The 25516-nt window shown below is 55.7% G+C and carries 26 protein-coding genes; 11 read left to right on the top strand and 15 right to left on the bottom strand.

From position 1 onward, the window contains the following. Positions 1-6: 6 nt before the first annotated feature. Entirely contained in the window at positions 7-225 is a 219-nt protein-coding gene (gene xseB, locus PKC29_09685) for an exodeoxyribonuclease VII small subunit (GenBank protein ID HML95686.1), read from the bottom strand. Between the two features lie 171 nt (positions 226-396). After that, the gene (locus PKC29_09690) at positions 397-861 is read right to left on the bottom strand and encodes a hypothetical protein (protein HML95687.1); all 465 of its coding nucleotides are present in this window, start codon (positions 859-861) and stop codon (positions 397-399) included. Between the two features lie 476 nt (positions 862-1337). On the opposite strand from PKC29_09690, the gene PKC29_09695 reads away from it, so the two are divergent. Beyond that, a complete protein-coding gene (locus PKC29_09695; protein HML95688.1) occupies positions 1338-1766 on the top strand; it encodes an IPTL-CTERM sorting domain-containing protein in 429 nt (142 codons plus the stop codon). A 130-nt stretch (positions 1767-1896) separates the two neighbouring features. Continuing rightward, complete coding sequence (locus tag PKC29_09700) at positions 1897-2910, top strand: DUF4238 domain-containing protein (GenBank protein ID HML95689.1); 1014 nt, start codon at positions 1897-1899, stop codon at positions 2908-2910. A gap of 155 nt (positions 2911-3065) precedes the next feature. Here the strand turns inward: PKC29_09700 and PKC29_09705 are convergent, their stop codons facing one another. After that, positions 3066-4004, bottom strand: coding sequence for an LLM class flavin-dependent oxidoreductase (locus tag PKC29_09705; GenBank protein HML95690.1), 939 nt, complete (start codon positions 4002-4004; stop codon positions 3066-3068). Between the two features lie 117 nt (positions 4005-4121). Beyond that, complete coding sequence (locus PKC29_09710) at positions 4122-5018, bottom strand: radical SAM protein (GenBank protein HML95691.1); 897 nt, start codon at positions 5016-5018, stop codon at positions 4122-4124. Between the two features lie 188 nt (positions 5019-5206). Between PKC29_09710 and PKC29_09715 the strand changes: the two genes are divergently transcribed. Beyond that, positions 5207-5965: a phosphatase PAP2 family protein gene (locus tag PKC29_09715; GenBank protein HML95692.1), complete on the top strand. Its 759-nt coding sequence runs from the start codon at positions 5207-5209 to the stop codon at positions 5963-5965. Between the two features lie 68 nt (positions 5966-6033). Here the strand turns inward: PKC29_09715 and PKC29_09720 are convergent, their stop codons facing one another. Further along, a complete protein-coding gene (locus PKC29_09720) occupies positions 6034-8463 on the bottom strand; it encodes a hypothetical protein (GenBank protein HML95693.1) in 2430 nt (809 codons plus the stop codon). A gap of 198 nt (positions 8464-8661) precedes the next feature. Beyond that, positions 8662-9231, bottom strand: a complete 570-nt coding sequence (locus PKC29_09725) for a hypothetical protein (GenBank protein HML95694.1) — start codon at positions 9229-9231, stop codon at positions 8662-8664. 204 nt (positions 9232-9435) lie between these two features. On the opposite strand from PKC29_09725, the gene PKC29_09730 reads away from it, so the two are divergent. Further along, complete coding sequence (locus tag PKC29_09730; protein HML95695.1) at positions 9436-9597, top strand: hypothetical protein; 162 nt, start codon at positions 9436-9438, stop codon at positions 9595-9597. Positions 9598-9600: 3 nt separating this feature from the next. Here the strand turns inward: PKC29_09730 and PKC29_09735 are convergent, their stop codons facing one another. Continuing rightward, positions 9601-10107, bottom strand: a complete 507-nt coding sequence (locus PKC29_09735; protein HML95696.1) for a hypothetical protein — start codon at positions 10105-10107, stop codon at positions 9601-9603. 216 nt (positions 10108-10323) lie between these two features. On the opposite strand from PKC29_09735, the gene PKC29_09740 reads away from it, so the two are divergent. The 3 genes from PKC29_09740 (at position 10324) to PKC29_09750 (ending at position 13631) form a co-directional block, all read left to right on the top strand. Continuing rightward, positions 10324-10518 (top strand): hypothetical protein, encoded by a 195-nt coding sequence (locus PKC29_09740; protein HML95697.1) that lies wholly within the window; start codon positions 10324-10326, stop codon positions 10516-10518. Between the two features lie 116 nt (positions 10519-10634). Continuing rightward, a complete protein-coding gene (locus tag PKC29_09745; GenBank protein HML95698.1) occupies positions 10635-12614 on the top strand; it encodes a hypothetical protein in 1980 nt (659 codons plus the stop codon). Positions 12615-12860: 246 nt separating this feature from the next. Then, positions 12861-13631: an IPTL-CTERM sorting domain-containing protein gene (locus PKC29_09750; GenBank protein ID HML95699.1), complete on the top strand. Its 771-nt coding sequence runs from the start codon at positions 12861-12863 to the stop codon at positions 13629-13631. 153 nt (positions 13632-13784) lie between these two features. On the opposite strand, the gene PKC29_09755 is transcribed toward PKC29_09750, so the two are convergent. Further along, positions 13785-14543, bottom strand: coding sequence for a L,D-transpeptidase family protein (locus PKC29_09755; protein ID HML95700.1), 759 nt, complete (start codon positions 14541-14543; stop codon positions 13785-13787). 436 nt (positions 14544-14979) lie between these two features. On the opposite strand from PKC29_09755, the gene hflX reads away from it, so the two are divergent. Next, positions 14980-16443: a GTPase HflX gene (gene hflX / locus PKC29_09760; GenBank protein HML95701.1), complete on the top strand. Its 1464-nt coding sequence runs from the start codon at positions 14980-14982 to the stop codon at positions 16441-16443. Positions 16444-16527: 84 nt separating this feature from the next. Here the strand turns inward: hflX and PKC29_09765 are convergent, their stop codons facing one another. Then, complete coding sequence (locus PKC29_09765) at positions 16528-17427, bottom strand: MaoC/PaaZ C-terminal domain-containing protein (GenBank protein HML95702.1); 900 nt, start codon at positions 17425-17427, stop codon at positions 16528-16530. 405 nt (positions 17428-17832) lie between these two features. On the opposite strand from PKC29_09765, the gene PKC29_09770 reads away from it, so the two are divergent. Both PKC29_09770 and PKC29_09775 read left to right on the top strand, forming a co-directional pair. Continuing rightward, the gene (locus PKC29_09770; GenBank protein ID HML95703.1) at positions 17833-18135 is read left to right on the top strand and encodes a DUF1778 domain-containing protein; all 303 of its coding nucleotides are present in this window, start codon (positions 17833-17835) and stop codon (positions 18133-18135) included. Beyond that, entirely contained in the window at positions 18132-18653 is a 522-nt protein-coding gene (locus PKC29_09775; protein ID HML95704.1) for a GNAT family N-acetyltransferase, read from the top strand. The genes PKC29_09770 and PKC29_09775 overlap by 4 nt, the downstream gene beginning before the upstream one ends. Before the next feature lie 44 nt (positions 18654-18697). Here PKC29_09775 and PKC29_09780 read toward each other — a convergent pair whose 3' ends face one another. From PKC29_09780 to PKC29_09805, 6 genes are all read right to left on the bottom strand, one after another. Next, on the bottom strand, positions 18698-19690 hold the full coding sequence (locus PKC29_09780; protein ID HML95705.1) for an MlaD family protein: 993 nt from the start codon (positions 19688-19690) through the stop codon (positions 18698-18700). 6 nt (positions 19691-19696) lie between these two features. Beyond that, positions 19697-20551 (bottom strand): ATP-binding cassette domain-containing protein, encoded by an 855-nt coding sequence (locus tag PKC29_09785; GenBank protein ID HML95706.1) that lies wholly within the window; start codon positions 20549-20551, stop codon positions 19697-19699. An 11-nt stretch (positions 20552-20562) separates the two neighbouring features. After that, entirely contained in the window at positions 20563-21330 is a 768-nt protein-coding gene (locus PKC29_09790) for an ABC transporter permease (protein HML95707.1), read from the bottom strand. A 3-nt stretch (positions 21331-21333) separates the two neighbouring features. Beyond that, positions 21334-23004: a hypothetical protein gene (locus PKC29_09795; protein HML95708.1), complete on the bottom strand. Its 1671-nt coding sequence runs from the start codon at positions 23002-23004 to the stop codon at positions 21334-21336. 68 nt (positions 23005-23072) lie between these two features. Continuing rightward, positions 23073-24161, bottom strand: a complete 1089-nt coding sequence (gene alr, locus PKC29_09800) for an alanine racemase (GenBank protein HML95709.1) — start codon at positions 24159-24161, stop codon at positions 23073-23075. 309 nt (positions 24162-24470) lie between these two features. Further along, positions 24471-24755, bottom strand: coding sequence for a GIY-YIG nuclease family protein (locus PKC29_09805; GenBank protein ID HML95710.1), 285 nt, complete (start codon positions 24753-24755; stop codon positions 24471-24473). A gap of 231 nt (positions 24756-24986) precedes the next feature. On the opposite strand from PKC29_09805, the gene PKC29_09810 reads away from it, so the two are divergent. Further along, positions 24987-25439: a hypothetical protein gene (locus tag PKC29_09810; protein HML95711.1), complete on the top strand. Its 453-nt coding sequence runs from the start codon at positions 24987-24989 to the stop codon at positions 25437-25439. Positions 25440-25516: the final 77 nt, after the last annotated feature.

Consider the following 25516-nt stretch of genomic DNA (forward strand, 5'->3'; position numbering starts at 1 on the left):
TACGGCTCACTTCTCGGGATCGAAGTCTTCGGGGACGACCTCGCCGTTTTTCTCGACCAGCAACTCGACTTTTTTCCTTATTTCATTGAGCTTCGTGTGGGATTGGGATATAAGCTCCGTCCCTTCCTGAAAGAGCTTGATAGAGTCTTCGAGCGGGAGGTTTCCGCTTTCGAGCCGGCGGATTATGTCCCTGAGCTCCTTCATCATGTCTTCGAAAGATTTCATGAGGGTATTTTATCCCTGAAGCAGGGCGGGCACAAGACGAGAGCGCATCCGGAGTGGGCCGAAGGGCGAAGACGAGCCATGAGGCAGACGGTAATTAATCAGACGATTATAAAAGCCGGAAGGTAACGGGGCGTGCGCCGAGGCGTCCGCCCCGCTCGTGGTCAATACTCGTTAATGAGCCGGAGCGTTCTCTACCGGGTTCTCCGGTGCGTCGGGAGCCGCTTCGTCGGCATTCTGCACGTCCTCGACTACGCCCTCGACGGTTTCCGTAACGCCGTCAGCGGTGTCCTGTACGGTCTCCTCGACCATGGCGGCGCCTTCCTCTACCGTGTCGTCCGCAGAGTCGGCTGCGTCGCCGGCCGCGTCCTGGGCGTCGTCCGCTGCGTCTCCCGCGGCATCGGCTGCATCGTTTGCAGTATCAGCCGCGCTGTCGGCCGCATCGCCAGCGGCGTCGGTGGCCTCGGTTGCGGCGTCGTTCACTGCATCGGCTGCGTCCGCGGCGTCGCCCGGATCCACGACCTCTACTTCCTCCACCTCCACTTCCTCGGCGCCCTGCTGGGGCTGCTGGCAGGCGGCGAGCCCGAGGGCGAATACAGCGCCTGCAACGAGAATCATAAACCTGCTGAATAGAGTCATACCATACCTCCTTAATGTAATTATTATCAGATTCAGGATTTAATCGACTTAATTCAAACAACATACTATATTTGTTGTGCGATTTCCACCAGTAAGTCATTCGGGAGGCCGGAGAAGCCCGGCGAGGCGGGGGGCGAGCGCCGCCCCGTTTGGCTGCGTATCCCTCCGCCATGAATTAGTGGCGACGAATACAGAGGTTTTATCGCCCGCAAAGGGAAGAGACAAAAACATGCGGGCAAATACTCCATTATATCAGTCGTTTACGGCCGTTCAGACCTGTAAAATTTTCTTCATTCACCAATTGTATTCATAGCGAATTAATTGTAATATCGTAGGAATTACTTCATCCTGGAGGAGAAATAGCCAGAAAGCTCGTTTACGGATTTAATTTGTCTTTGTCCGTGCTTTTTACAGTGGTTTTGCTTACCCCGTTCTTCACGGCGGAATCGAATGCGCAGCCGACAGAAGGATGCCCGGTGGCAATTTGCGCGACTATTCCGGGCCTGCCGCCATCGGAATCGGAAAGCGAGCTTATTTTCTTCGATTACGAATACATCGACTCCTTCGGCGCCGAAACGTTCGAAGTCGCCGCGAATGTGCAGAAGTGCCCGGCTTTCATAGTACAGCAGTTCGGCGGCGCACAGATTACGCAGCTCCCACGCCGCGGATACAGCCTCGAATCCGTCGAGTGCGAAGGCACGGGCATCGATTTTATAGAGGTCGAAAACGGCATACTCGTTGCATGCGACGAAGCCAGGCGCGAGCTCACGACCTGCACCTTCGTCAACCGGATAGGCTCTTTGAATGTGCCGACGATGTCGGAATGGGGAATGACAGGAGTTGCCGCCGCTCTCGGACTGATCGGCGTTTTCTATGCGGTTAGAAGGAGAAAGGCCTCGGCCTAGATTTCATCTAATAGAATAAATTTAAAGGATGGGAAAGCCCGTTCCGCCTGCATGGCGGAACGGGCTTTTTTTGTTCAACTGTACTTAATCCCACATTCAAATTTTCTGACCTATAGAAAGAAATTTCTTTATGATTATATTAACCACAATACCACTAGAAATCGGAATAAAATTGACCAATAGACCTACACGAAGAAATCACTATCTACCCCAAGTATATTTGAAATCATTCCTAACAAATGACGTTTTTTGGGTTTATTACAAAGGTAGAAACAAGCCAGTAGCGCAAACTCCGGTAAATACTGGTGTTAAGAAAAATATTTATAACCTTAGGGGTCCGGATGGCTCAGTTGATGATTCATTAGAAAAGGTACTGAGCATGACCGAAAACGATTTAAGAACAATTATGGAAAAGGCAGTTGAGCCTAAATATAGACTTCATGAAGATGATATAGAGAAACTTGCAATTTTCTTCTCGTTTTTAGCCACAAGGGTTCCCAAAAATATTGAAGAAGCACGAGAACTATTCAAAGAATTTGTTATTCATAAACTAAAAAAGGATTCTGCAAATACAAATGAGCTTGAAAATGCAATTGACTACCTGAAACAAACAGAGAAGGATGCAATATTAACATTGGAGCAATTGCAGGAATATTACAAAGACATCGAAAAGTATTTCAATTTATCAGTAAATGAAAAATTCGCCATGATAATGAGTATCGACCAATCAAAAAATATCTATTATGAATTAAGAGAAATGAATTGGTGCCTTTGTAAGGCTCCATCTGGCAATTTATTTATTACTTCTGATGCTCCCTTAGTACCTTTTGCATCAAGACCTGATGGATCAGCATTAATTGGTGCGGGATATGGACTAGATAATGTAGAAATTACTATACCAATATCACCTTTTTTATGTATCTATATGACGCGAAAACCGATACAAAAGTACCGTCCAGCTAATAAAAATTTCGTAATAGAGATTAATCGAAGGACGGCATGGAATGCTGAAAAAATGATAATATCATCCATAAAAACAAACTATTTACGAGAACTAACTAATTGGGCCACAAAATCTTTGCATACACCGAGAATTGACAAAGATCGACTGAGATATTTGTTAGAAATTTCCGAAGACGAATAACTACAATATGTGATATATCTCAGATAACAAATGGAATTTCAATTATTGAGGGATTATATCCTGAACTTTTAAACGTCTCTGAGGCAAGCTACATCGGCTCAATGCTACCCCCTCTCCACTTTAAAAGCGGAGAAGGGGGATTAAAAATAATGATCTTACGACCCAAAAGTCTCGGCGACGACTTCCATCGTCTCGACCGTGCTTTGCTTCCCTGCCGGCCCGGGGATTATTATCGGAAGGTCCACCCCGGCCTTTCTGTAGTCTTCGAGACGCGCCCTGCACCTGTCGGCCGGGCCGACGAGGGCTATGGCGTCCAGGAGCTCGTCGCTGAACACTTCGGCCGGGTTGGCCCCGCCCTGGATCGCATCGACGACGTCGCCGAAGCCGTTGTTCCTGACCATGCGCTGGTAAAAAGGCAGCCTGAGATAGTTCGAAAGCCCCTTCTTTCCGGACGAGCGCGCGAGCTCGAGATCGTCCGAAACGACCGCGGGAATGCCGAGCGTGATGTCTATTTCGGCCGGGTCGCGGCCCGCCTTAAGCGCGCCCTCCGTGACGTATCCCTTGAGCGTCGTAAGGTATTCCGGCGTCGAGAGGTAGGGGAATATGCCGTCTGCCGTCTCGCCCGCGAGTGAGGCCGCGCCCTTCGTGAGCCCCGCGATGTAGACGGGCACCGCGGGAAGGCTGCGTTTCATCGTAATCTGGGGCGCGCTCCCGTCCATGATGGCCCTTACGGCCTTGACGTATTCGCGCATCTTGTCTATGGGGTCGCCCATGTCGATACCGAACCTGTCGTTCACGGGCTTGTGGCTGACGCCGAGGCCGAGCACCATGCGGCCGCCGGTGATTTCCTGTATGGTGAGGGCCGAGGCCGCGGCGACGGCGGGCTGGCGCATGTAGATGTTGGCGATCCACGTCCCGACCTTTATCCGGGTCGTCACCTCGGCGAACACCTGGGCGTTCGAGAGGCCGTTCCACGGCGGCACTTCGGGCGAAAATATGGCTTCGAATCCCGCCCCTTCCGCTATTTTCGCAAGGTCCCTAAGCTCGGCGACGCTCGCCCCCCAGACGGGTGATATGGTTGCTATCCTCGGCATAATTTTCCTCCTTTATTGGTTTGTATCGACTATTTTATGAACCCCGGACGGCCAAAGATCAGGCGCGAATGCAGATACGCCTATCTCAGTATATAAAGAATCGGGATTATGGCAAGCTCAGTACTGGTTTATGACGTCCCTGTAGTAATCGGGGCGGAGAAGCGACTCGTCGCCGGCAGCGAGGACGGCCCTTATCTGCGCGAGGACGCGCTCCTTGTCGCCGGGGAACTTCGCCTTGATGGGGAGATAATTCGATATGTGGTTCGAGAAGAAATAGCCGTTCGTGAGGTCGGTGTTCTCGACCAGGATTTCGAGCTCCTTTATCATCCGGAACTTGTCGGGGAGCGTGAATTCGCCTCGCTGCCATTCGTCGTATAGAGGCGCGCCGGGGCGTATCTGGAGCGACAGCGCGCCCACGTATTCGGGGTCGGACGCGGTGAGGAGCCGGCCAGTGGCCTCGGCGTGCTCGGCGCTCCTTTCGACACCTCCCATTCCGAGAAGCACCATGGCCGAATTCATGACGCCGGCCTCTTTCAGCATGCGTGACGCCTTCACGGTATCTTCGAATCCCGCGCCTTTCTTAATCCTTTCGAGGACGGCGTCGTCGCCGCTCTCGAAGCCGATGTACACCATGTCGAGGCCGAGCTCGCGGAGCTCACGGAGGTTATCGACGCCCTTACGCAGAATGTCGCCGACGTTGGCGTACATGCGGACTCGCTCGACGTGGGGCGATCTTTCGCGGAGGTACGTGATTATCTCGACCAGCTTTTTCCGGGCGAGGACGAGGGCGTTGCCGTCGGCTATGAAAACGCGGCCGCCTATCTCGCCGCGCTCGCTCGCGGCGTCGATTATCTCCCTTATCTCGTCCATCGGGCGGACGCGGAACCTCTGCTCGTCCTTCCTGTACATGGCGCAGTAGGTGCACTGGTTGTGCGAGCAGCCTATCGTCGCCTGGAGTATGAAGCTCTTCGCCTCGCTCGGCGGGCGGAAATAAGGCGTTACGTACTCTATCATGCTATTAGGATTAACTATTTCTGAACGGTTTACAACCCGGGACGGGCAAGGCGGCGGGAATTTCCTTCGCCCGCCGGTGCGGCCGAACGGGGAAACCCGCCCGTAAAGCCCCCGTAAAGACATGGTATTCTTCTTAAACCGCCGGGCCCGGGAGCTCATGCCGTGGACGGGCCTTAAGGAAGATCACGATGACTGGCGAATCGAAGCTGAGCGCGAAACTGTACAGGGCGGCCCTGGGAATATACAGCCGCATCCGCCGCCACCCTGTCCCGGCGCTGGCCCTCCTTTTATCCGCCGCCGGATTCCTGGCCTTCGCCGAGCTGGCGGGCGACGTGCTCGAAGGCGAAAATCACCAGATCGATACGACGATACTGCTGATGATGCGTAACGGGAGCGACCTCGCCAACCCGCTGGGCCCGCCGTGGTTCGAGGAGATGATGCGCGACATAACCGGCCTCGGAGGGGTGGCGGTGCTGACGCTGGTCACCATATTTTCAGCGGTTTACCTCCTCCTGATAAAGCGAAGGGACCTCATGCTCTACCTGGCCGCGGCTGCGATAACGGGAACCATATTCAGTAATCTCCTGAAGGCGGGGTTCAGCCGGCCGAGGCCCGACGTCGTCCCGCACGAGATAGTCGTTTATACCGCGAGCTTCCCGAGCGGCCATTCTCTCGTCGCCGCCGTCATATACCTTACGCTAGGAGTGCTTTTGACCGAAGCCCAGACGCGGTACCGGCTCAGGATATACATCCTTTCCGTCGCGATCGTGCTGACTTTCCTGGTGGGCATAAGCCGGATATACCTCGGCGTTCACTGGCCGAGCGACGTGCTGGCAGGGTGGCTGGCCGGGACGGCATGGGCCATTATGCTCTGGATCGCCGCCCACTACTACATGAACAAATACAAGGTGCGGGATGCGGGGAAGGAGACCGGTGGGGAGAGATAACTTCCCGGCGCGTACCATCGCGGGATAAACCGTACAGCGGCGCCGAAATCGCCTTGCAATAAACTCGATTAATCGACTCTTCTTATAACCTCTTCGATTACTCGGAATACGCTGTTAATATCGACCTGCTGTTGAGGCTGTTCGGGATATTGAGCGGGTCGCTCCGTAGGAGTCGCCGTGTATCTGTCCCGGACTGTTATCTCGCAAGCTTTCTTGAAAGCGGCTTTCTCGTATTCGGTTAAGTTATCGGCTTTCGAATACTGGTAGCACGATACTGCTCTATCATTTTCATTAAGTCCATAAAGATAGTTTACATATGTGTTCACAGTCCTGCTAAAATGATAATTAGGATCCGATTGGGGCCTTGCATCCTGGCGCTGCATCCCCGATTCGCGGGTATTCGGATTTGCCCCGGTATTCACCGCCCGTTGTTCCTGAACCGAAGATTTTTCCTCCGCTTTCTGTATTGTTGCGGCTTCCCGGTCCTCGTTCGACTTAACTTCCTTTGAAGGGGCTTCGGATTTTGGGCGATTATTCGAATAACTCCTTGCCTCGGCCGTATTTTCAGTATCGCCGATAATTTTCCACTTGTCTTCCGTTTTGGTTATAATGAGTTTTCGTTCTGTTTTTCCGGATATGGCCTGGTTTTTCTTCACATTTTCAACCATGAATTTCATTGGAATGGTTAGTTCGGCGACATTGCCCTTTTGTATGATTGTTATATCCTCGTAGAGCGTAAAATTTACATTGGGCCATTTTTTATAATAATCCGACATGCCCTTTATTATTTCATCGTTCGTCAGGTTTTTGCCGCGGTATTGCACAAAATCATTATAAAAACCTCTAAGCCGATCGGCATCTCCTGAATTAAGCGCGTAGACGAAATCCTTAGAGAATTCCGATATTCCTTCGTTTACGTTACTCTCATCATCGAGGCTCGTTGAGTTTTCGTATATATACTCGCTCGGCGTACTGTCGCTACTTGAACCGAGCGTACTTGATCGTGCGGCTAAAAGATCCTCAACCCTTGACATGCAGTTCATAGTTTGGGAATCAGATTGGAATTCATTCCTGCAGCTTGTCTCGTGACAGTTGTAATCCATTCCACAGAATTCTGCTATTCGTTTAAATGTGTCAGCTCCGTCCGATCCCGTTCCGGAGACATCCCTTTGTTTCGAAACGACCGAGCTGTCCCTCGTTTCGGTTTTGACCCCGCCGGCAACGCTTGTGATAGCTTTTTCTTCTTCTACGTCTATATGCCAGTACCCGTTTGCTGAATCAACGCTTATATAATAAGTCCCGGGTTTCTTGTATAATCTGGACTCTCCATTTTCGGGCCCGTCTATCATGATCTCGGGAATCCCGCCTGTTTCCATCAAATCGGTACCTGATTCCAGAACATATGCGTACAACATGGAAAAGTCTCCCCCTTCAAGCGAGTACCGAATCCTTACGGGATTACCACCCAGCTCGAACGGAGAGGAATTCTTTGAAGATCTGCCGGACATGCTGATTAATGAAACCCATTCTTTACCGGTTTGGGATACGATATTGGTTTCATTCGATTGTACTTCAACCAGCTCTTTACCAGCCGGAATATTTTCCCCGCCAGCAACCAATTGCTTCTCAGGTTCTTTCTCAACTACTATTTCCCGTTCTTCCAGAATAACAACTTCCCATGTTCCATTGGCGGAGTCGATACTCAGATAATATTCTCCATCTTTTTTATATAACATTGTTTCTCCGGAGTCCGCTTGCATAAGCATGATTTCGGGGAACCCGCCTGTTTCCATCAAATCCTGCCCGGCTTTGAGCAGATAAACACTAAATACAGCAAAATCCCCTCCTTGGAATGAATAGCTCATCCTCACAGGACCTCCAGTCAATTGAAACGGAGGAGTATTTTTTGAATTGGATCCCGCAACTCGTATCGCTTCAACCCATTCTTTCCTAGTTTCCCTGTTCGCAGCCCCCGGGTTTATTCCTGAATCGGATAGAATTCCGATAACGGCTAAAATTATCAAAAACCCTGACACTATTATGATTGGATATTTATACTTGCCATGGGAAAATCCGGGGCTCGAAGCAGCAGCTCCCGCTGTAGCAGGAGCCGGGTCAGCCGAAGACATTCCCGGAGAAAATAGGTTCGTATTAGTATTTGTTTTCTCCGTTTCGTCGGCGGACTTGCTTCGCGTTTCCATGGAAGGAGACAATTCCTGCGCAGCAGGGCCATTCGCTTCGGCAGGCTCGTTCGCCAACGGCCCTGTCGGCCCGACTTCAACGATAGATTTCTTCAGAAAGATGCCTAATACGAGTGCGCCGACGACTGGGAAAAACCATATGGCGGCGATAAAAGACAATCCAATTGCCGAACCTATAGCCGCTCCGGCAGCCTCGTACTCATTTTCAATCCGGGATAGAAGGTTTCCAACTTCGAGAAGACCCCATAATGCCCCGATTATCCAAGTTATGGTCCAGAAGAGGGCAAAATTCTTCATTATGTTCCATCCGGCACCTCCCTCTCTGGTTTCACCCGACTTGAGCGGTCTTAATGTCAGGTATACAGGTACGACTACCGGACCGAAAAAGAAACAGGCCAATGCCCATAACAGGACTTTGGTCTTACGTCGTAAACCATCTCGTACAAGCCAGACTATCAATATTGCATTCAGCAGGAAATACCACATATAGGCTCCTTAACGATCCCACGGAGGTTCGATGGATTTTTTATCGGAAACTTCTTTATCTTTTAGCTGGTAGGTTTCATCGTTCCAGCGGTAGATTTCCCTGGCCCATATTACGGGACAGGCCATGCACTCGTTCCCTCTCACCGCGTAGATTTTGATTAAAATAGGCGGCTCGAATATGATGTTGTCCCCGAAGGTTTCGAATATCAGGTCGACTTTTTTACCATCGAATTTATAGATATCGCCGGAGCTGCCATGACATGATGCGCCGCATTGCGTTCTTGAAACTCCGAACTGGACCCACCCGGGGTTCTGCCACACATTCAGGATAATTGTCTGATCGATACTGGCAAAACATCCATTCTCGGATACATAATCCTGCTTTATATCCTCCAGCTTGGGGAACAACCAAATCGTTTTGTTCGTCACTGCATGTTTAAGCGCAACTCCTATGACGCTGTCCGGTCTGCAGCCGACCAGGCTTCCAAGGTCGACTTCCTCTAACCGGTAATTCTGATCATTGACTTCAAACGAGATAGCGGCCGCGGCTTCCAAGGGAGCGAGTAAAAGGGTAGACACAAGCAGAATTGAAATCCTTAGACAAGTTATACTCATATACCAGGAGGCTTCCATGAATGTATTCAGTATTTATATTATACGTTTGGTCATAAAATAACAATACGACACAATACAATATTTCCGGGCTATTGAAAAGGCAGAACAAAGAATTATCAATCGCCGGCATCTTTACAAACCCCTATCCCTTGTTATAATGTTTCGGCCATGAGCGAACAGGGAAAAGAACAGCACGAATTGGATATCAAGAAGATGTTCGAGCTCGACGAGCGCGAAAAGGAAGGCGCGGTTTATATAGTCGGCGTGGTTGTGCTGATTATATTGATCGTGGGCCTCGCCGCACTCACAAACGTCATTCTCGCGCCCTGAGGACTAGCCCTCGGACACCCATCTTATGAAAAGCGGCACGAGTCCTTCGGGCTCGACCGCCGCGCCCGAATTGTCCCTGAAGATTATTCCGTTTTCGTCCGTCCGGTAGTGAATTTTCATGAGCTGCACCGCCGGCGACAGCTTCCCCGCGTCCTGCCCCCCGGATTTACGCTTCTTTCCGATGACAGTAATGATGCTCGGGTCCTCGTCGAAGATTATGACTATCCCCGTGGATGAGATTATTGAAAAACCCGCGAGTCGCCCGGGTATGTTGAGGAAGAGGTCGAGGAAGTCGGGCGTGAGCCTGTTGAGCGCGAGCTTCGAGGCGCCCGAGACACCGTTGTATATCGTGATGGCGCGGCGGCTTACGGCGTAGAATTCCTCCATAGCGGCGTGCACGGTCTTTTCCTTCTCCGTTTCGGCGGCGTCCGGGGGCTCGTGACGGGCGGCTCTTTCGGCCGCGCGCGCCGTGGCTATTTTCGTTATCTCGTCGTTAAAATCATTGTCCATGAATTGAATTATAACGGCGCTGTGCGCGAGGTAAAGGCGCGGGCGCACGAGGGCCGCGGCATACCTCCGGCGCGGCGGCGCGGGACACGCGTCCCGTGATAAAAATTACCCCCTCCCTAACGGCCGGTATATACACCAAAAATCCTGCCGGTCCGAGAAAACCCCTTGAGCCGCCGGTGCGGCGTGTGATAGGCTATTTTAAAAGAGGGCAGAATCATGGCTGACGAATCCACGAAAGTTTCATTCGTAACGACACCCGGAAAGCGCCTGGCGCTCGACAGGATAGCCAGGGCCTACGGCAAGAACGTAAGCGCTGTAATAAACGAGGCCATAGAAAGCTATATCGACCTCCACGAGCCCAAGGCGAACAGCGCCGCAGCCTCGGAGCACGGGGACTTCGCCACCGACTGAGGGCTGCGAAGAGCCCGGGGGCGGGGGCCGGCCCCGCCGCTGTGTGAAGTCTTCGCCCGCCCTTTCCAACGGTTGAATTTCCCGCCGTACCGGTTATCGTATTCCGCATAATTACCATGCGTTGTGGGGAAAGGTTTACATCGGGCCCTGGGTCTTTCGTTACGAGATACATAGGGCTTTTATTTTTTGCGGCGGTGCTTGCGGGATGCGATTCCCCGGGGGGCAGCGACCTCACGCTGAGCGGAAGGGTTCTCGGCGGGGGCGAGCCGGTGAGGGAAGCGGCCGTAACCCTGTACGAGGCGGGCTCGGCCTCTCCCGCCGAGGAAATCGGCTCGGGAATTACCAACTCCTCGGGCGAATTCGAGATAAAATTCGGAAGACCGTCGGGCGACGGTATAATCTACGCCGTCGCCAGGGGCGGCATACCGGCCGGGAAGTCGGCCGCCAACGGAGCAATCGCGCTTCTTACAGTCGTCGGCGACGTCGACCGGCGCCCGGATTCCATAACGATAAACGAGCTTACGACCATAGCCTCCGTCTGGACGAGCGCGCAGTTCCTGGGCGGGGGCTCGATATCGGGGAATTTCGTCGGCGTCAGGAACGCGGCGCTTAACGTCGGGAACCTCGTCAATATCGAGACGGGCAGGCTCGGATGGGTCGTACAGAACGCCGTCAACGGCTCCGAGACGGGTACCCTCGCCGAGCTCAACACACTTGGCAATATTCTCGCGGCGTGCGTGACGCTCTCGCCTTCGGACGCATGCAAAAACCTCTTCGCGGCGTCGGCGCCGCCCGGCGGCCGGATACCGGGCGATACGCTCGCGGCAGCGCACGGCATCGCGCTCAACCCGTGGCACAACGTAGAGGAAATATACGATCTCGCGGGAGAGGGGCCGTACAGGCCGGCGCTCAACGCCCCTCCGGCGGCGTGGACCATAGCGCTCAAGTTCACGGGCGGCGGCCTCGACGCGCCGGGCGGCATATCCATAGACGCCGAGGGCAACGCCTGGATTACCAACAACTTTCTCTCGGGCCCCCACGCCGGGCTTGCCGACTGCACTACCGATAACCTCGGCGCGACGAAGCTCGACCCCGCCGGTTATCCGCTGTCGCCGAGGCTGGGGTTCGCGGGCGGGGGAGTAGACGGCGCGGGCCCCGGCATAGCCATAGACGAGACGGGGAATATATGGGTCGGGAATTTCAGGGGCGACAGCATATCGCTCCTCCGCCCGGACGGCGCGCCGCTATCGCCGGGCCGGAGGGGGTTCAGCGCGGGAGGATTCGCGAGCAAGGTGCAGGGGACCATCGTGGACTACGAGGGCAACGTCTGGTTCGTGAACAGCGGGCCTTCGCCCGGATGCCCCGAATGCGGGAACTCGCTCACGGTATTCCCCGGCGGCGACCCCGGCACGCCGCTCACATTCGCCTATCCGGGGACGGACACGCTGTCGGGGCCGTTCGACCTGGCCGTCGATATCGACGGGTACCTGTGGATAACGAACGGCACGGGGAATTCGATTACGCGCATAGATCATTTCGGGAACCCCGTGCTCCAGACCGCGCCGGGGTGCTGCGGCCTAAGCGACCCGAGGGGGATAGCGATAGACAGCTTCGGGAACGTGTGGGCGGCCAACCTCACCGGGGACCCCGGCGGCAGCGTGACGCTTCTCGACCCATATGGCGAGAACGCGCCCGGCTCGCCCTTCAGGGGCGGCGGCATCGCCGGGCCGTGGGGCATAGCGGTGGACGGCAACGACAACGTCTGGGTGGCGGATTTCCAGGCGGGCGCGCTCGTCAACCTCTGCGGAGTGCGCCGCGGGAACTGCCCCCACGGGCTCGCCACAGGTGAGCCTATTTCGCCCCCCGCCGGATACGACGGGGGCGGCGCGCTCCAGCACGTGACGGACGTCGCGGTAGACAGCTCGGGGAACGTATGGGTGCTCAACAACGTGAACGACCTCGAAGCCTGCCTCAGGATGTCGGAAGAGGGATGCAGGCAGGTATCGACCGAGTGCGCCGGCGACGGCGTTGTCGTGTTCTACGGGCTCGCGGCCCCCGTGAAAACGCCGCAGGTGGGCCCACCGCAGCAGCCTTAAGCGGACCGCGCGCATTCCGGAACGAACCTGCTTCTCATACCAACCGCAGCTTACGAGCGCCGGATGATCACGGCATCCTTTTATGCCGCTCCGGCTTCCTCCGCGGCTACGCCGATTTTCCCGGCGGGAGACGCCCTCTCTTCCCGCCGGTCGAATATCTCGTTGCCTCGAAGCTCAACAAGAGTGTAGTTTTTTATCGCTGAAGATAGTAATATGGTTAATTAACACCTATTGAGGAGGAGGCGGATGAATAGATATCCATGCCTGGGCCGTGCAGGACGCCTTTCCGGTTTTCTCGTCTTCGCGTTTTTATTTCTCCCGCTTGTCGTTTCCGCAGATGCGGTCCAATTCACGAATGAAGAGGTTGTATTCCTCGAAAACAACCCGGAGGTGGAGCTCCAGCGGTTTAACAGCAGGCAGTTTGCCGAAGGTACGTTCGTAAACTGCACCTCGCCGGTCGATGTGAGCAGCAACGACGACTGCTTCACGCCAGGATTCATATCGCCGTTCCTTACGCTCCTGGTAGACCTGATGTCGGACCCTACCCTCTTCGCACTCCTGGGCGCGGATTTCGAGGGGGGCGGCAACCCGCCGAACGTTCTCATAACGAGTATCCCCGTCTCGTCGTTCGACATACTCTTTGAGGGCCCCAAAGCCACCGCCGTCGGGCTTGATATCGGATGCGTTACGGACGATGAAGAAGCATGTATTACCGAGCTTCTCGTGGATGTGTTCGGCAGCGGTTCCGGGCCCATAGGCTCGACGACAGTCCTCGCGGGGGAATCGTTCGACTCGTTCCTCGGGATAGAAAGCGCCGAGCCTATAAGCAGGGTTTCGATATACCTCACTGTGCAGGACGCGTCGGTCTTTCAGGGCGTCGAGAGAATATGGTTCGAGCCCACCCCGAACGTAGCCCCTATCCCGACCCTGTCGGAATGGGGAATGATCGCGGCGGCGGCGGGGCTTGCACTTATCGGGATGATTTATGCCGCGAGGCGGAGAAAGGCCGGGGCCTGACAGGGGGACCGAACGTCTCGAAGCTGTTTACGGCTATGATGATAATCCAGAAGAAATCGCCGGCACTCCGCAAAGTTTATCGACAATCCAAATAGTCGATATGCATCAGGCAGAATTCGCACCAGGGACCGTTAGACCGGATACCGGGGAGGTTCACTCCCGCCGCGTCGTCGGAAGCGCTGTCGCCGAGACGAGGAGCGGCGTCTGGAGGGGGACAGTCTTCTCGAACCAGACCGAATCCTCGATAGAGATACGTATGCAGCCGTGGCTGGCATTATAGGAGGGGACCTGCGTATCGCCGTGCACGGCGTATCCGCCCTCATCGAAGTACACGGGGTTGAAGAGGTCGCCAAGGTGGTCCGCGTGGAGGCCCCAGATGCGGGCGAAGAATTTAAAATCGCCGAGCGGCGTCCTCGCGCTCCCGTACCCTCCCCCGGGCTCCTTGAACGGCTTGTCGGCCCCGCTCGATGCGGGCATGATGCGGACGATCTCGTTATCGCGATACACGGTGAGCACCTGGCGCTCGAGATCGGCCTCCGTATGTATGCCCTGATGTTTTTGCGCAGGGCTCGGGTAAACGGGGTTTTCGAGCGCTTCCAGGACCTGCATGTTTATCTCGCCCGTCCTTTCCAGGCCGTTCATTTTCTGAAACCCCATGACGGCGCATTCGAACTGAGGGTCTATCCTGCCGTCGACCTCGCCGGGGTTGTAGAAGAGCTCGACCAGCTTCTGCTCGATCGTTTTGATCTCTTCGGGTGAATACCCGGGCTGCTTAACGCCTTTGTCGGGAACGGCGGCGCCGGCTCTGTCCTTGCACCGGGTGACATACTTCGTGCCGTCATATTCAGCCCCCGCCGCAGCGGCGGCGAAGGAAAACAGGAGCAGCAGGCTAACAAGAGCGGTAATTTTCATCAGGCGGCCTCTTTGGGCGGAATTTGTCCGGAGATTCCCGGAGATTATCTTATTCATTTTATTCCAGCAAGGCTCGATTAGTCAACATCGGCCGTCTAAAAAGCCGGAGCGGGAACGGGAGGATAGCGGACGGAAGCTGCGGGCGCGCTTGACTGAACCCCGCGAATGCTTATCATAAGGATTAGAGAGCACCGCTTTTAAGAGCTCAGGGGGGTCATTTATAAGCAAGGTATACGGAAAGACGTCCGGACTTTCGAAGAGCGAGACCGCCGGTCTCGAAAGGCTTTACCGAAGGAAAATCCCGCCAGGAGAAATAATAACGCTCGAGCTCGCGAGGACTATTACGCGCCTCACGCACGAGCTCGGCCGGGGGATATCCGTCCTCATCAACAGGAAGGGCAAGGTCGCGGCCGTTTTCCTCGGCGACTCGTACGAATTGCCGTACGACGAGATACTGGGGAGGTCGAGGGAGTCGGTCTACAGGCTCCGGGGCGCGCGGCTCGTCCACACGCACATAAAGAACACCGGCCTCACGGAGCCCGACCTCGTCACTATGGTGAACGAGAGGCTCGACATGATGGGGCTCATCGAAGTGAGGCACGACGGCGACCCGGGGAGGTTCACGCTCGCGCACATCGTCCCGCCGCGCGGCGGCGACGGCAAGTGGAGCGTCGAGGAATTCAGGGACCTCGGTCAGGTGGACGTGAATTGCGACGAGCTTATACGCGAGATAGAAAGCGGGCTCGAAAAGTCGTACTTCGAGCAGGGCGGCGACAAGGACAGGGAGGGAGTAATGCTCGTCGGCTTCTCGACGAAGTTCCGCTCCGAGGCCGAGGAGTCGCTGGAAGAGCTCAGGTCACTTGCGCAGTCGGCGAACAAGGCAGTCCTCGCGGCGACAGTACAAACGAGGAAGATGCCCGACCCGAGATATCTCATCGGGAAGGGTAAGCTGGGCGAGGCCATACTCGAAGCCAAGCAAGTCGGCGCGAGGAAGCTTATCTTCGACGTCGAGCTCACGCCCGCGCAGGTGAAGTCCATATCCGACGAGACGAACCTCGAAGTCATGGACAGGACTCAGCTCATTCTCGAAATATTCGCGCGCCACGCGACGACGGCCGAGGGGAAGCTGCAGGTTAAGCTCGCCCAGTTCAAGTACAACCTTCCGCGCCTCGTGGGCCGGGGCGTGGAGCTCTCGCAGCTAGGCGGCGGTATCGGCACCAGGGGCCCCGGCGAAAAGAAGCTCGAAGAAGAAAGGCGCCGCATCCGGAAGCAGATAGAGCTCCTCGAAAAGGAGATATCCCAGTTAAGCCGCCGGCGCGAAAGGACCCGCGAGAAGCGTAAGGAAACGGGCATACCAACCATAACCTTCATCGGCTACACGAACGTCGGCAAATCGACCCTCTTCAACGCGCTCACGGGCAGCGGCGTCGTGGCCGAGAACAAGCTCTTCTCGACGCTCGTCCCGACGACGAGGAAGATAATGCTGCCCGGCGGGCGCGAGGTGCTGATAACCGACACCGTGGGATTCATAAGCGACCTCCCGAAGGAGCTCGTCAACGCCTTCCGCGCGACGCTGGAAGAATTAGGGGGCTCGACGCTCCTGTTGCACGTGGCCGACGCGAGCGACCCGATGGTCGAGGAGAGGGTAGAGTCCGTAGACAAGATACTGGAGCAGACGGGGTACGAATCCATACCGCGCGTGATAGTCCTCAACAAGGCCGACAAGGCCGATCCCGCCCTTGCGGCGAGGCTCGCGCGGAGGTTTAACGCGGTTCTTATTTCGGCCAGGGACAAGAATTCACTCCCCGGGCTCACGGAGATGCTGGAGCAGTCTATCAACGGAATACTGCATACCGAAGTGGATGGAGCCGGAAACGATTTCAGGCTCTACACCGCCTGAAAATGAAGAAGCGGCGGTTCCTGGTTCCGCCGCTTCTATAAATCATTCACCAAAGCAAGTTAAGGAAGGTACTTACTATTGCCGTTAGAGAGCGGCCTCGGCCGTGCCGCCCTTTATCACCTTGACCCCGTCGCTTTCCCTCGTAACCTCGAAAGCGATTGAGGAATGCCCGTTCTTTTCGCCCGTCTCCCAGCCGTCCACGATAAGCGTGTCGCCCGGATAAACGGGGGCCGTGAACCTGACGCCGAGCGCCTTTAATTTCCCCGGGTCGCCGTCGAGGTAGCTTTCGATTATGGATTTCATGGTCATCGACATGGTGCAGAGGCCGTGGACGATTATGCCCTTGAGGCCCGCTTCCTTCGCGACCTGCTCGTTTATGTGGATCGGGTTGTGGTCGTTGGACGCGTCGGCGTATTTGTAGGTTACGTCCTCGGGGACGCGTATGACGTCCCTGAACGCGAGGGGCGGAGGCTCCGGCGGCGCTGCGGGCGCAGCCTTCGGGGCCGACGATTTCGGCTTCTCGCCGCTGCCGATGCCCCTGATGAAGAGGCCCCAGTGGCTTTCGGCGACTTTTTCGCCCTTCTCGTCCTTGCTGAGGACGCTGAGCTTCAAAAGCTCGCCCGAGCCCTTGTCTTCTACATCGTCGATTTTAGCCGTGAAGACGATTTTATCGCCCGGTTTTATGGGCTTGTAGAATTTCATGTTCTGATCGCCGTGGACGAGCATGAGGACGTTCTGTTTCGCCTGCTCTTCGCCGCCGTTCAGGCCCGGATCGGCCCAGACCTTTTCGAGGAGCGGAAGCTCGTAGGTGACGGTGTAGCTCGGCGGGGCCATGACGGAGAGCCCGGAATCGAAGCCGTTCGTGCCGAAGAAGCTCGCGTTACGCGAACCGATGGCGAGAGCGTAGGCCGCTACCTCTTCGGGCTTTACGACGTGCTCCTGTGGAGGAAATTCCTTACCGATGTAATCCCTGTTAAGTCCCATTTTTAACGTCTCCCGTAGCGATTATTTCCGGTTTCCGCCATCCGCATGGCCTCTTCCCCTACCCTGAATCATGCCGTACCGGCAAATCATACCGCACTAGCTTACAAATCCTGCAAAGAACCGCAAGGTGTAGTCTTATAGGCAGACGACCTCTCGATTAACACCGCAACAGATTGTCTTTATTCATATTTAGACATTCCGTCACGGCAAATCCGGCCCGTTTACCTATACACTACATATATAACTTAATCAGTTTCGAGTGGATATGTCAAGTGGTTTTATTCGCAGATGCAAATAGGGTGGGCATTTTGACCGCCGATGCGAAGCCGCTGCCAGCTAATATAAAAATGCATCTTGCATTGTACGCCGGTTTGACGTACATTTAATTTCCATAAGGATATGCATATGCAGACAGCTAAATTTATAGAAGATGAACAGACTAAAAATGAGCGCCTGGCAGCTCGTACTACACCACGCATCAAGAAGCTAATTGAAGAAGCGGCATCACTGGAAGGCCGGTCAGTAAGTGATTTCATGGTCGAGCACGCGCAGGCCGCTGCCGTGGACATTATCGAAAAACATAACCGGATTATCCTATCGGTCAGAGATAGCGCAAGATTTGTCGAGGCGTTGCTAAATCCACCAGCCCCTAACGAGCATCTTAAGAGAGTTGCGGCCCGCCATAAAAAGGTTATTAGCTCCAAGTGACCGATCCCCAGGGAAACGATTTTTACATAGAACACCTGGACTCCCACGACCGCAGTTCTTTCTCGTGTGGCGTTGAGGAACTGGATATTTATCTCAAAACCCGGGCAAGTCAGGACGCGAGGAAAAAAGTCGCTGCACCTTTCGTTGTAATCGACGAGACAAATGGCACCGTAGCTGGTTTTTATACGCTTTCCATGAAGAGCGTTAAACTTGCCGAGCTCCAACCAGAAGCACAAAAGAAACTACCCCGTTATCCGGAAGTCCCTGCAGTCTTACTTGGCCGTATGGGTATTGATGTGAAATACCGGGGCCGTGGTCTGGGCGAAATTATTTTATTCGATGCCCTAAAACGCAGTTATGAACACAGCGGTGAGATTGCAGCCTTTGCCGTCGTGGTAGACGCCAAACACGGTGCTGAAGGTTTTTATCTCAGATACGGGTTCGTACCATTTCCAGACGACAAATACCAACTATTCCTGCCCATGAAAACCATCGAGACCCTGATAAAAGAGAGCTGAGGTTTAAGCTATCCCAAGCCATTTTTATTTGCAGTCCCGCCCCGTCAGAACAGCGTAACCACGCCGAGGGCCGTGCCGAAGACGCCGAGGGGAGCGAGGTCGTCGAGGGTGTCGATGCTCTTGTCCACCTTGAGGAGCGTGTCCTGTGCGTCCCTGTAGAGCTGGTCTTCGTTTACGAGCTTGCCGAGCGTCCCCTGCCCGGAGTTGACCTTCTCAAGTATCTGGTTGAGGTTTGTCGCGGCCCCGGTCGCCTCGTTGTAGAGGGTGTCGTCGTTGAGGAGCTTGCCTATCGTGCCGTCCGGGTTGTTGAGCTTTTCGGATATGTTGCCGAGCCCCGACAGGGCGGCGCGGGCGTCCTCGTAGAGCTTGTCGTCGTTTACGAGCTTCCCGAGCGTCCCCTTGCCGGATTTTATGGACGCACTGATTTCGTTGATGTTGGCGAGCGCGCCCTTGGCCTCTTCGTAGACGGCGTCGTCCTTGAGGAGCTTTCCGAAGGTGCCCTCCCCTTTCTGGAGGCCCTCGAGTATGAGGTCGAGGTTAGTGACTATCTTCGTGAGGTTTTCCTTGTTGTCGCCGAGGACGTCGAACGCGCCGAGCGCGTTTTCGATGGACCCCACGGCGGCGTCCACCTTGACCAGTATGTCGTTTATGTCGGCCGGCTCCTCGCTCGGGAGCGTATCGCCCGATTGGGCGAGCGGGCTCTCGGGCGTGCCGAATGTGAGATTGATGTAGCTCGTGCCGAGGAGGCTCGTGAGCCTTATCGAAGCGACGGAGTCCTTCCGCACCCCGGCCTTCTTTTCGACCTGTATCGAGACCTCTATCTTCCTGTCGGCGATCTTTATCCCCGAGACCTTTCCGACCTCGTACCCTTCGAGCTTTACGGGATTCCCCACCCTGAGCTCCCCGATCGACTGGAAGTAGGTCTTAAGCTTGTAGTCGCTCCTCAGGAACGGTATGTCGCCGACGAAGTCGAACACCGCGAGCAGTATGACAAGCCCGACTATGAAGAATATCCCGACCTTTACGTGCTTGTTCATGTAACGCTACCTCCTGTTTTCTCCGAACTGCGGGGCTATGAATTCCCTGACCGCCTCCTCGGCGCAGTTTTTTATCTGTTCCGGCGGGCCGAATTCTATAATGCGCCCCTCGCTGAGCACGGCTATGCGGTCGGCGACGTAAAACGCGAGGTCGATGTCGTGCGTGACCACTATCTGGGTCATTTCGACTTTCTGCCTGAGGTCGAGTATGAGGTCGCCTATGGTTCTCGTCATCATAGGGTCGAGCCCGGCCGTGGGCTCGTCGAAGAGAAGGAGGTCAGGGTTCATGACCAGCGCCCGCGCCGTGGCGACGCGGCGCTTCATGCCGCCCGAAAGCACCGAGGGCATGACGTCCTCTTTCTCCGAAAGGCCGACTATTTCGAGCGCGCTCGACACTATCTGCCTCACTTTCCTGTCGTCCTTGAAGACCTTGTGCTCCTTTAAATAAAGCGCGACGTTGTCGGCCACCGAAAGGGAATTGAAGAGGGCCGAGCTCTGAAATACCATCGCGACGACGTGCCCGCCCTTGCCCGGGGCATCGTACTCGACCGGCTCTCCGCCGATGAGTATCGCGCCGCTGTCGGGCTTTTCGAGGCCTATTATGTGGCGGAGGAGGACGCTCTTCCCCGTGCCGCTCTTCCCGAGTATGACGACCGTCTCGCCGGGCTCGATTTCGAGGTCTACGCCACGGAGAACGCGGTTCCGGCCGAAGGATTTCGTAAGGCCCGATATTTTCACTCCGACGGGGGTCGAGTTGAGGTACCCGAGGAGGCCGTTTCCGGCGCGGCCGCTCCCCCGCCCGGCCGTGCCGAGCCCGCCGTTACCGCCGCTTTCCTTCACTGTTTCTCCCTGTTCCGACATAGCCAATTAGTCTAATCTATATCGAGGAATAACAAAATCCTCGTCGCGTAGTAATCGAAGATAAGAACCAGCACGAACGACAGCACCACGGCCTTCGTCACGGACGTGCCGATCTCCCTCGGGCCGCCCTTGGTCTTTAGCCCGACGTAGCAGCATACGATGGATATTATGACGCCGAAGAGCCCCGCCTTTATTAGCCCGTTGACGAACGCCGTGAAGTCGACGAGATCCGAGAGGTTACGGTAGTAAACCGAGAACGTCAGGTGAACGTCGGGGTTTATGGACGACACGATAGCCCCGCCGAACCATCCTATGACGTCCATGTATATGACGAGCACCGGGAGCGCGAGTACCGTCGCGACGAACCTCGGCATGACGAGGTAGCGGACGGGGTTTATGTCCATCGTCTTAAGGGCGTCTATCTCTTCGTAGACGCTCATCGAAGCGAGCTCGGCCGCCATCGCCGAGCCGACCCTGCCGGCGACGAGTATCGCCGCCATGACGGGCCCTATCTCCTTAACCATCGAGAGCCCGACGAGCCCGCCGACGTTTTCCTCGACGCCGAACTGCGCGAGCGTCGGGCCCGCCTGGAGCGCGAGCACCCCGCCCGAAAAGAGGCCGATTAGCGCGCCGACGGGGAGCGTCTGGTAGCCGATCACCAGGAGCTGGTCCGTTATCTTGTCCAGGTTTCCGAAGACGGACTTGCACCAGTATAGAGTCTCCATGAGGAGGCTCACCAGCCCGCCCGTAACCTTGAAGAATGACATTACTCCGTTCATCCTCTAGGAGCCTCCCCCGTGGATGCCGCCTTCTCTCGCGGCATTGATAGACTTATCCTCATTATCGTTATTATATATTTCTTCGTATTCGCGCAAGCCGTCACGTAAGAAATATCCCGTAAAAACGTTCCCCTGTCCAAGCGCCCCCGAAAACCCGGGCTTGTATACGGGAGACGCGAATCCGCTTTCCTCCGAAGCCTCTTCGGAGCCGCCGTCCCCGCCGCCTCCGACCGGTATCGGCACGTAGAGGAGCTTCATTATATTCCGGCCGTCCTCGGACTTGAATCCGAGGAGACCGCCCAGGAGATAGAACTTCGAGCGCTCTTCGGACTTCTCAAATGATATCACCGGAATGACGGGCCTCAACTCGAATTTCATTGAAGTTTCGGTCCGCTCGGTCCTTATAGTGTTCCACAGGATCGACGACATCTGGTTGCCCCGGGCGTCCATACGCCAGACGATTATCTGCCAGAGCGGCGACCAGTTCCGCTCCCTCGGGGGGTTGTCGCCGAGGAAGGTTTCGAGTATCGACAGGAAATGCAGCCTGCTCGACCCGTCGGGGGCGGTGTAGTAGCTGAATATCGGCCACAGGTGAACGGACTTTCCGCTCTTGCCCCTTTCGTTCGTGGGGGTATCGACGGTGCTCTTCACGAAGAAGAGGCCGCCGACCGTCTTTTTCCTTTCGTAGTCCTGGAATTTGTACATCCTGTACCAGTACATCGGCCAGAGGAACGAGCCCGTTTCGTAGTTCTTTTCCGTCCTCTGCGCGTAGAGGGGGAAGATCCTGTTCGTGTGAATCGAGCCGCGGGAGATCGTGACGAACGGCCACGGAATGTCCCAGCGCCTGTAGTCCTCGGCCGGGTTGTCGATGACGTTGACGAACGGCCAGAGGTAGGTTTTTTGCGTCCTCGAAGGGGATTCGATGGAATAGTAGAACGGCATGAACGCCGTCGAGGTTATGCGCTCGCCGTAGAAATCCTTTTCCCTCCGCATGTATATGGGCCAGAGGGCGAACTCGTCCTTGAAGTCGTCCCCCTTCTGCCGTATGCCGTAAACCGGCCAGAAGCGCCCGCCCGAAACCCCTTCGCCCGAATAAATGCCGAAGAACGGCCATATAAAATTCCGGTTGGTCATGCCCTCGTCTTTCGTCCTCAGATAAAGCGGGAAGAGAGCGAAGCCTATCTCGTCCTTTCCGTACTTGTGCTTGATGTTGCCGTAAAGGGGGAAAAATGCGAAGTAGCTCTTTTCGGGCTGCTCGTCCTTCCGCCCGAATATGAAAGGAATGAGCGTGTACTCGTACTCGCGGAACCCGCTCGGACGGAGGTCGGACTTGTAGTAGAAGAGATAAACCAGGAGCTGGAGCTTCGTGTCGCCCTCGAAGTTCCTGTGCGTGAAGAGCGGGTAGAGGAAATCGAAGCTCGACCTGTCGCGCGCCTCGTTCTCGAAGTCGTAGAATATGGGCCTGAAGCCGTACTCCGTCGTGTCGGGCGTTTTTTTGTACGAGACGAACGGCCCGAGGGCGTCCACGGTCTTCGTACCCGTTTCCTCGTCACTGTCGATATAAAGAAGGGGGCCGAGGTTGATCACTTCCTCGCCGTGCGACGAAACCTGGGGCAGAAGGCAGAAGAGTACGGCCGCGAGTCCCGCAAAATTTATACCGCTCCAAAAACGCATCTTCTTAAATTTAACCTATCCCTCTCTAATATCTATTTAATTTAAGAAATCCCGGGAATGCGCCCCGCTCATACGTACCTTCGGGGGATGCGCTTTCCGGTCGTCGATAGTATCTCGTAGGATATGGTGTCGGCCCACCTCGCCGCGGCGTCGGCCGAAACGTTCCCGTCGCCGAAGAGGACCACCTCGTCCCCGACGGACGCGCCCGGTATGTCGGTGACGTCAATCATCGTAAGATCCATGCAGATCGTGCCGGCGACGGGGGCGAGCCCCCCCCTTATCGATACCTTCGCCCTGTTCGACAGGCTCCGCGCGTAGCCGTCGGCATAGCCTATCGGGAGCGTCGCGATGACGGACGGCTTTTCGGCGACGTACGTGCCGCCGTAGCTGACCCTCGTTCCTTTCGGGACCTTCTTCGTCTGGATTATCCTCGTCTTGAGCTTCATCACCGGCTTGAGACCGGGCACCCCTTCGACGCCAGCGCCGTAGAGGATTATGCCGGGCCGGACGAGGTCCATGTGCGAGGCCGGGAAGCGCACCGTGGCGACGCTGTTGGCCGAATGAACGTAGCGGGGGGCGAACCCCTTTTCCCTGACGGCGGCGACCGCACCGGCGAAGAGCGCGAGCTGCCTGTCCGTCGTTTCCGGCGTTTCGAGGAAGGCCGAGGCGAGGTGCGTGAATAAACCTTCCATGTAGATGTTGGTGAGCCCGGCGAGTGCGGCGGCGAACTCGCCCGCGTCGGGCGGATCGACCCCGAGCCGCGCCATGCCCGTGTCGATTTTAAGGTGATAGGGCGTCCGCTTCCCGGCGCGCACGGATTCGTAGTCGAGGGCCCTTGCGGTTTCGAGGGAGTATATAGTGGGCGTGAGCTCGTGCTCGACCGTGACCCAGGCCTCTTCGGGCCTCATCCCGCCGAGGAGGAGTATAGGGAGCTCGATGCCGTAGTCCCGTAGCTCGACGGCCTCCTCGACCGTGGCGACCCCGAACATATCCGTACCGGCCTCGGCCAGCGCCCCCGCGACCTCGACCGCGCCGTGCCCGTAAGCGTCCGCCTTTACTACGGAAAGCACGGCGACGCCGGGTTCGAGCAGAGCCTTTACTACGTTGAAATTATGGATAAGGGAATCGAGGTTTATCTCAGCCCAGGTCGGTCGCATTTGCACTATTAGATTATCCTATTATTGAGTGACGTGGCAACCGGCGGCCCGGAGTGACGATCCAACCATATTCGGAAGAATCGCCGAATTAAATCCCCCCTACCCCTACGGCTTCGGCACAGCCTGCGCCGCGGCGGGCCTTTTCCCAAGGGAGGATGAAAAAGACGCGATACAACCCAAGGGACGGGCGGACAAACAGGGATTCGGCATTGGGGACTTTCCTTGTCGGTATGTCGCGGCACTTTGAGACGACACCACACTTCTGTCATCCTGAACTTGTTTCAGGATCTCGTTTTTATCATTTCGCTGTCATACCACCCCATCGGATAAATCTGCCAGAGTCGGGTTCATCCCCTTGACCAGGTTCCATTTCCATTCCTTATGCCATCTTTTGAGCTGCTTCTCCCTCGCTATTGCATCAATCATCGAGCCGCCTTCTTCGAAATAAATGAGGTCTGTCAAACTGTATCTTTTCGTAAACCCGGGGATGTCGCCGAGTTTATGCTCCAGAACTCTCCTTTCGAGATTGTTAGTAACGCCGATGTAGAGAGTTGTCCGTTTCTTGTTACTCATAATGTAGATATAGGACGACATTTGTGAACAGTATATTGAAAGATTAGATCCTGAAACAAGTTTCCGTCTTCGTTGAAACTACGCCGGACAGGCAGGATGACAAATTATAAAAATGACGGACAGTGCGGTTCCGCTACTCACAGCTGCTACGCCAATCATGTAGACATCGCGTACTGTTTGGCAATTAATGAGGGATACAATATAATTTCTATCCATGGCCCGAAGGGGCGGTGCGTTATGAGTACGAAACGTATGAGACGTATAAAAGCGTTTGCGAGGAGATTTGCCAAAGCGGCCGGGCTCGTCCTGCCGCTTGTTCTCCTCTTCCAGATCACCATTCCCGGCGCGGCGCTCTGCCTCCAGGCAAGCGGGAGAGTGTCCGTCGAGGGCTACGTAAACGGGCTCTGCACTTACGCCTTCGCCGCGACTTACCAATCGGACGGCGACGACCTCCATTCGCTCGAATGCGCCAACAAGGCCCACCGCCTGGAGTGCGTCGACATTCCCCTTTCGGGAAAGCGGACGGAGAAGAAGGCGCAAGCACAGAACGACATCGACGCACAGGTATTGGCGCATGCGCTTGCCGTAACCGTCGCGTACGCCGCCCCGCGTCCCCCCGTAATCGCGGAGAGGATTCCCATTCCTCCCGGCCGTTTGAAGTCCGAAACGAAGGCCCTCATCAAGTCCACTGTCCTCGTCTGTTAAACCCTCGATATAGCTGAGCGCACGGGCCGCCCGACGGCGGAGCTTTATGCATTGCTCCGTCCGAAGGGCCGGCCCCG

The sequence above is a fragment of the Thermodesulfobacteriota bacterium genome (assembly GCA_035325995.1).
GTDB lineage: Bacteria > Desulfobacterota_D > UBA1144 > Nemesobacterales > UBA2774 > JADLGH01.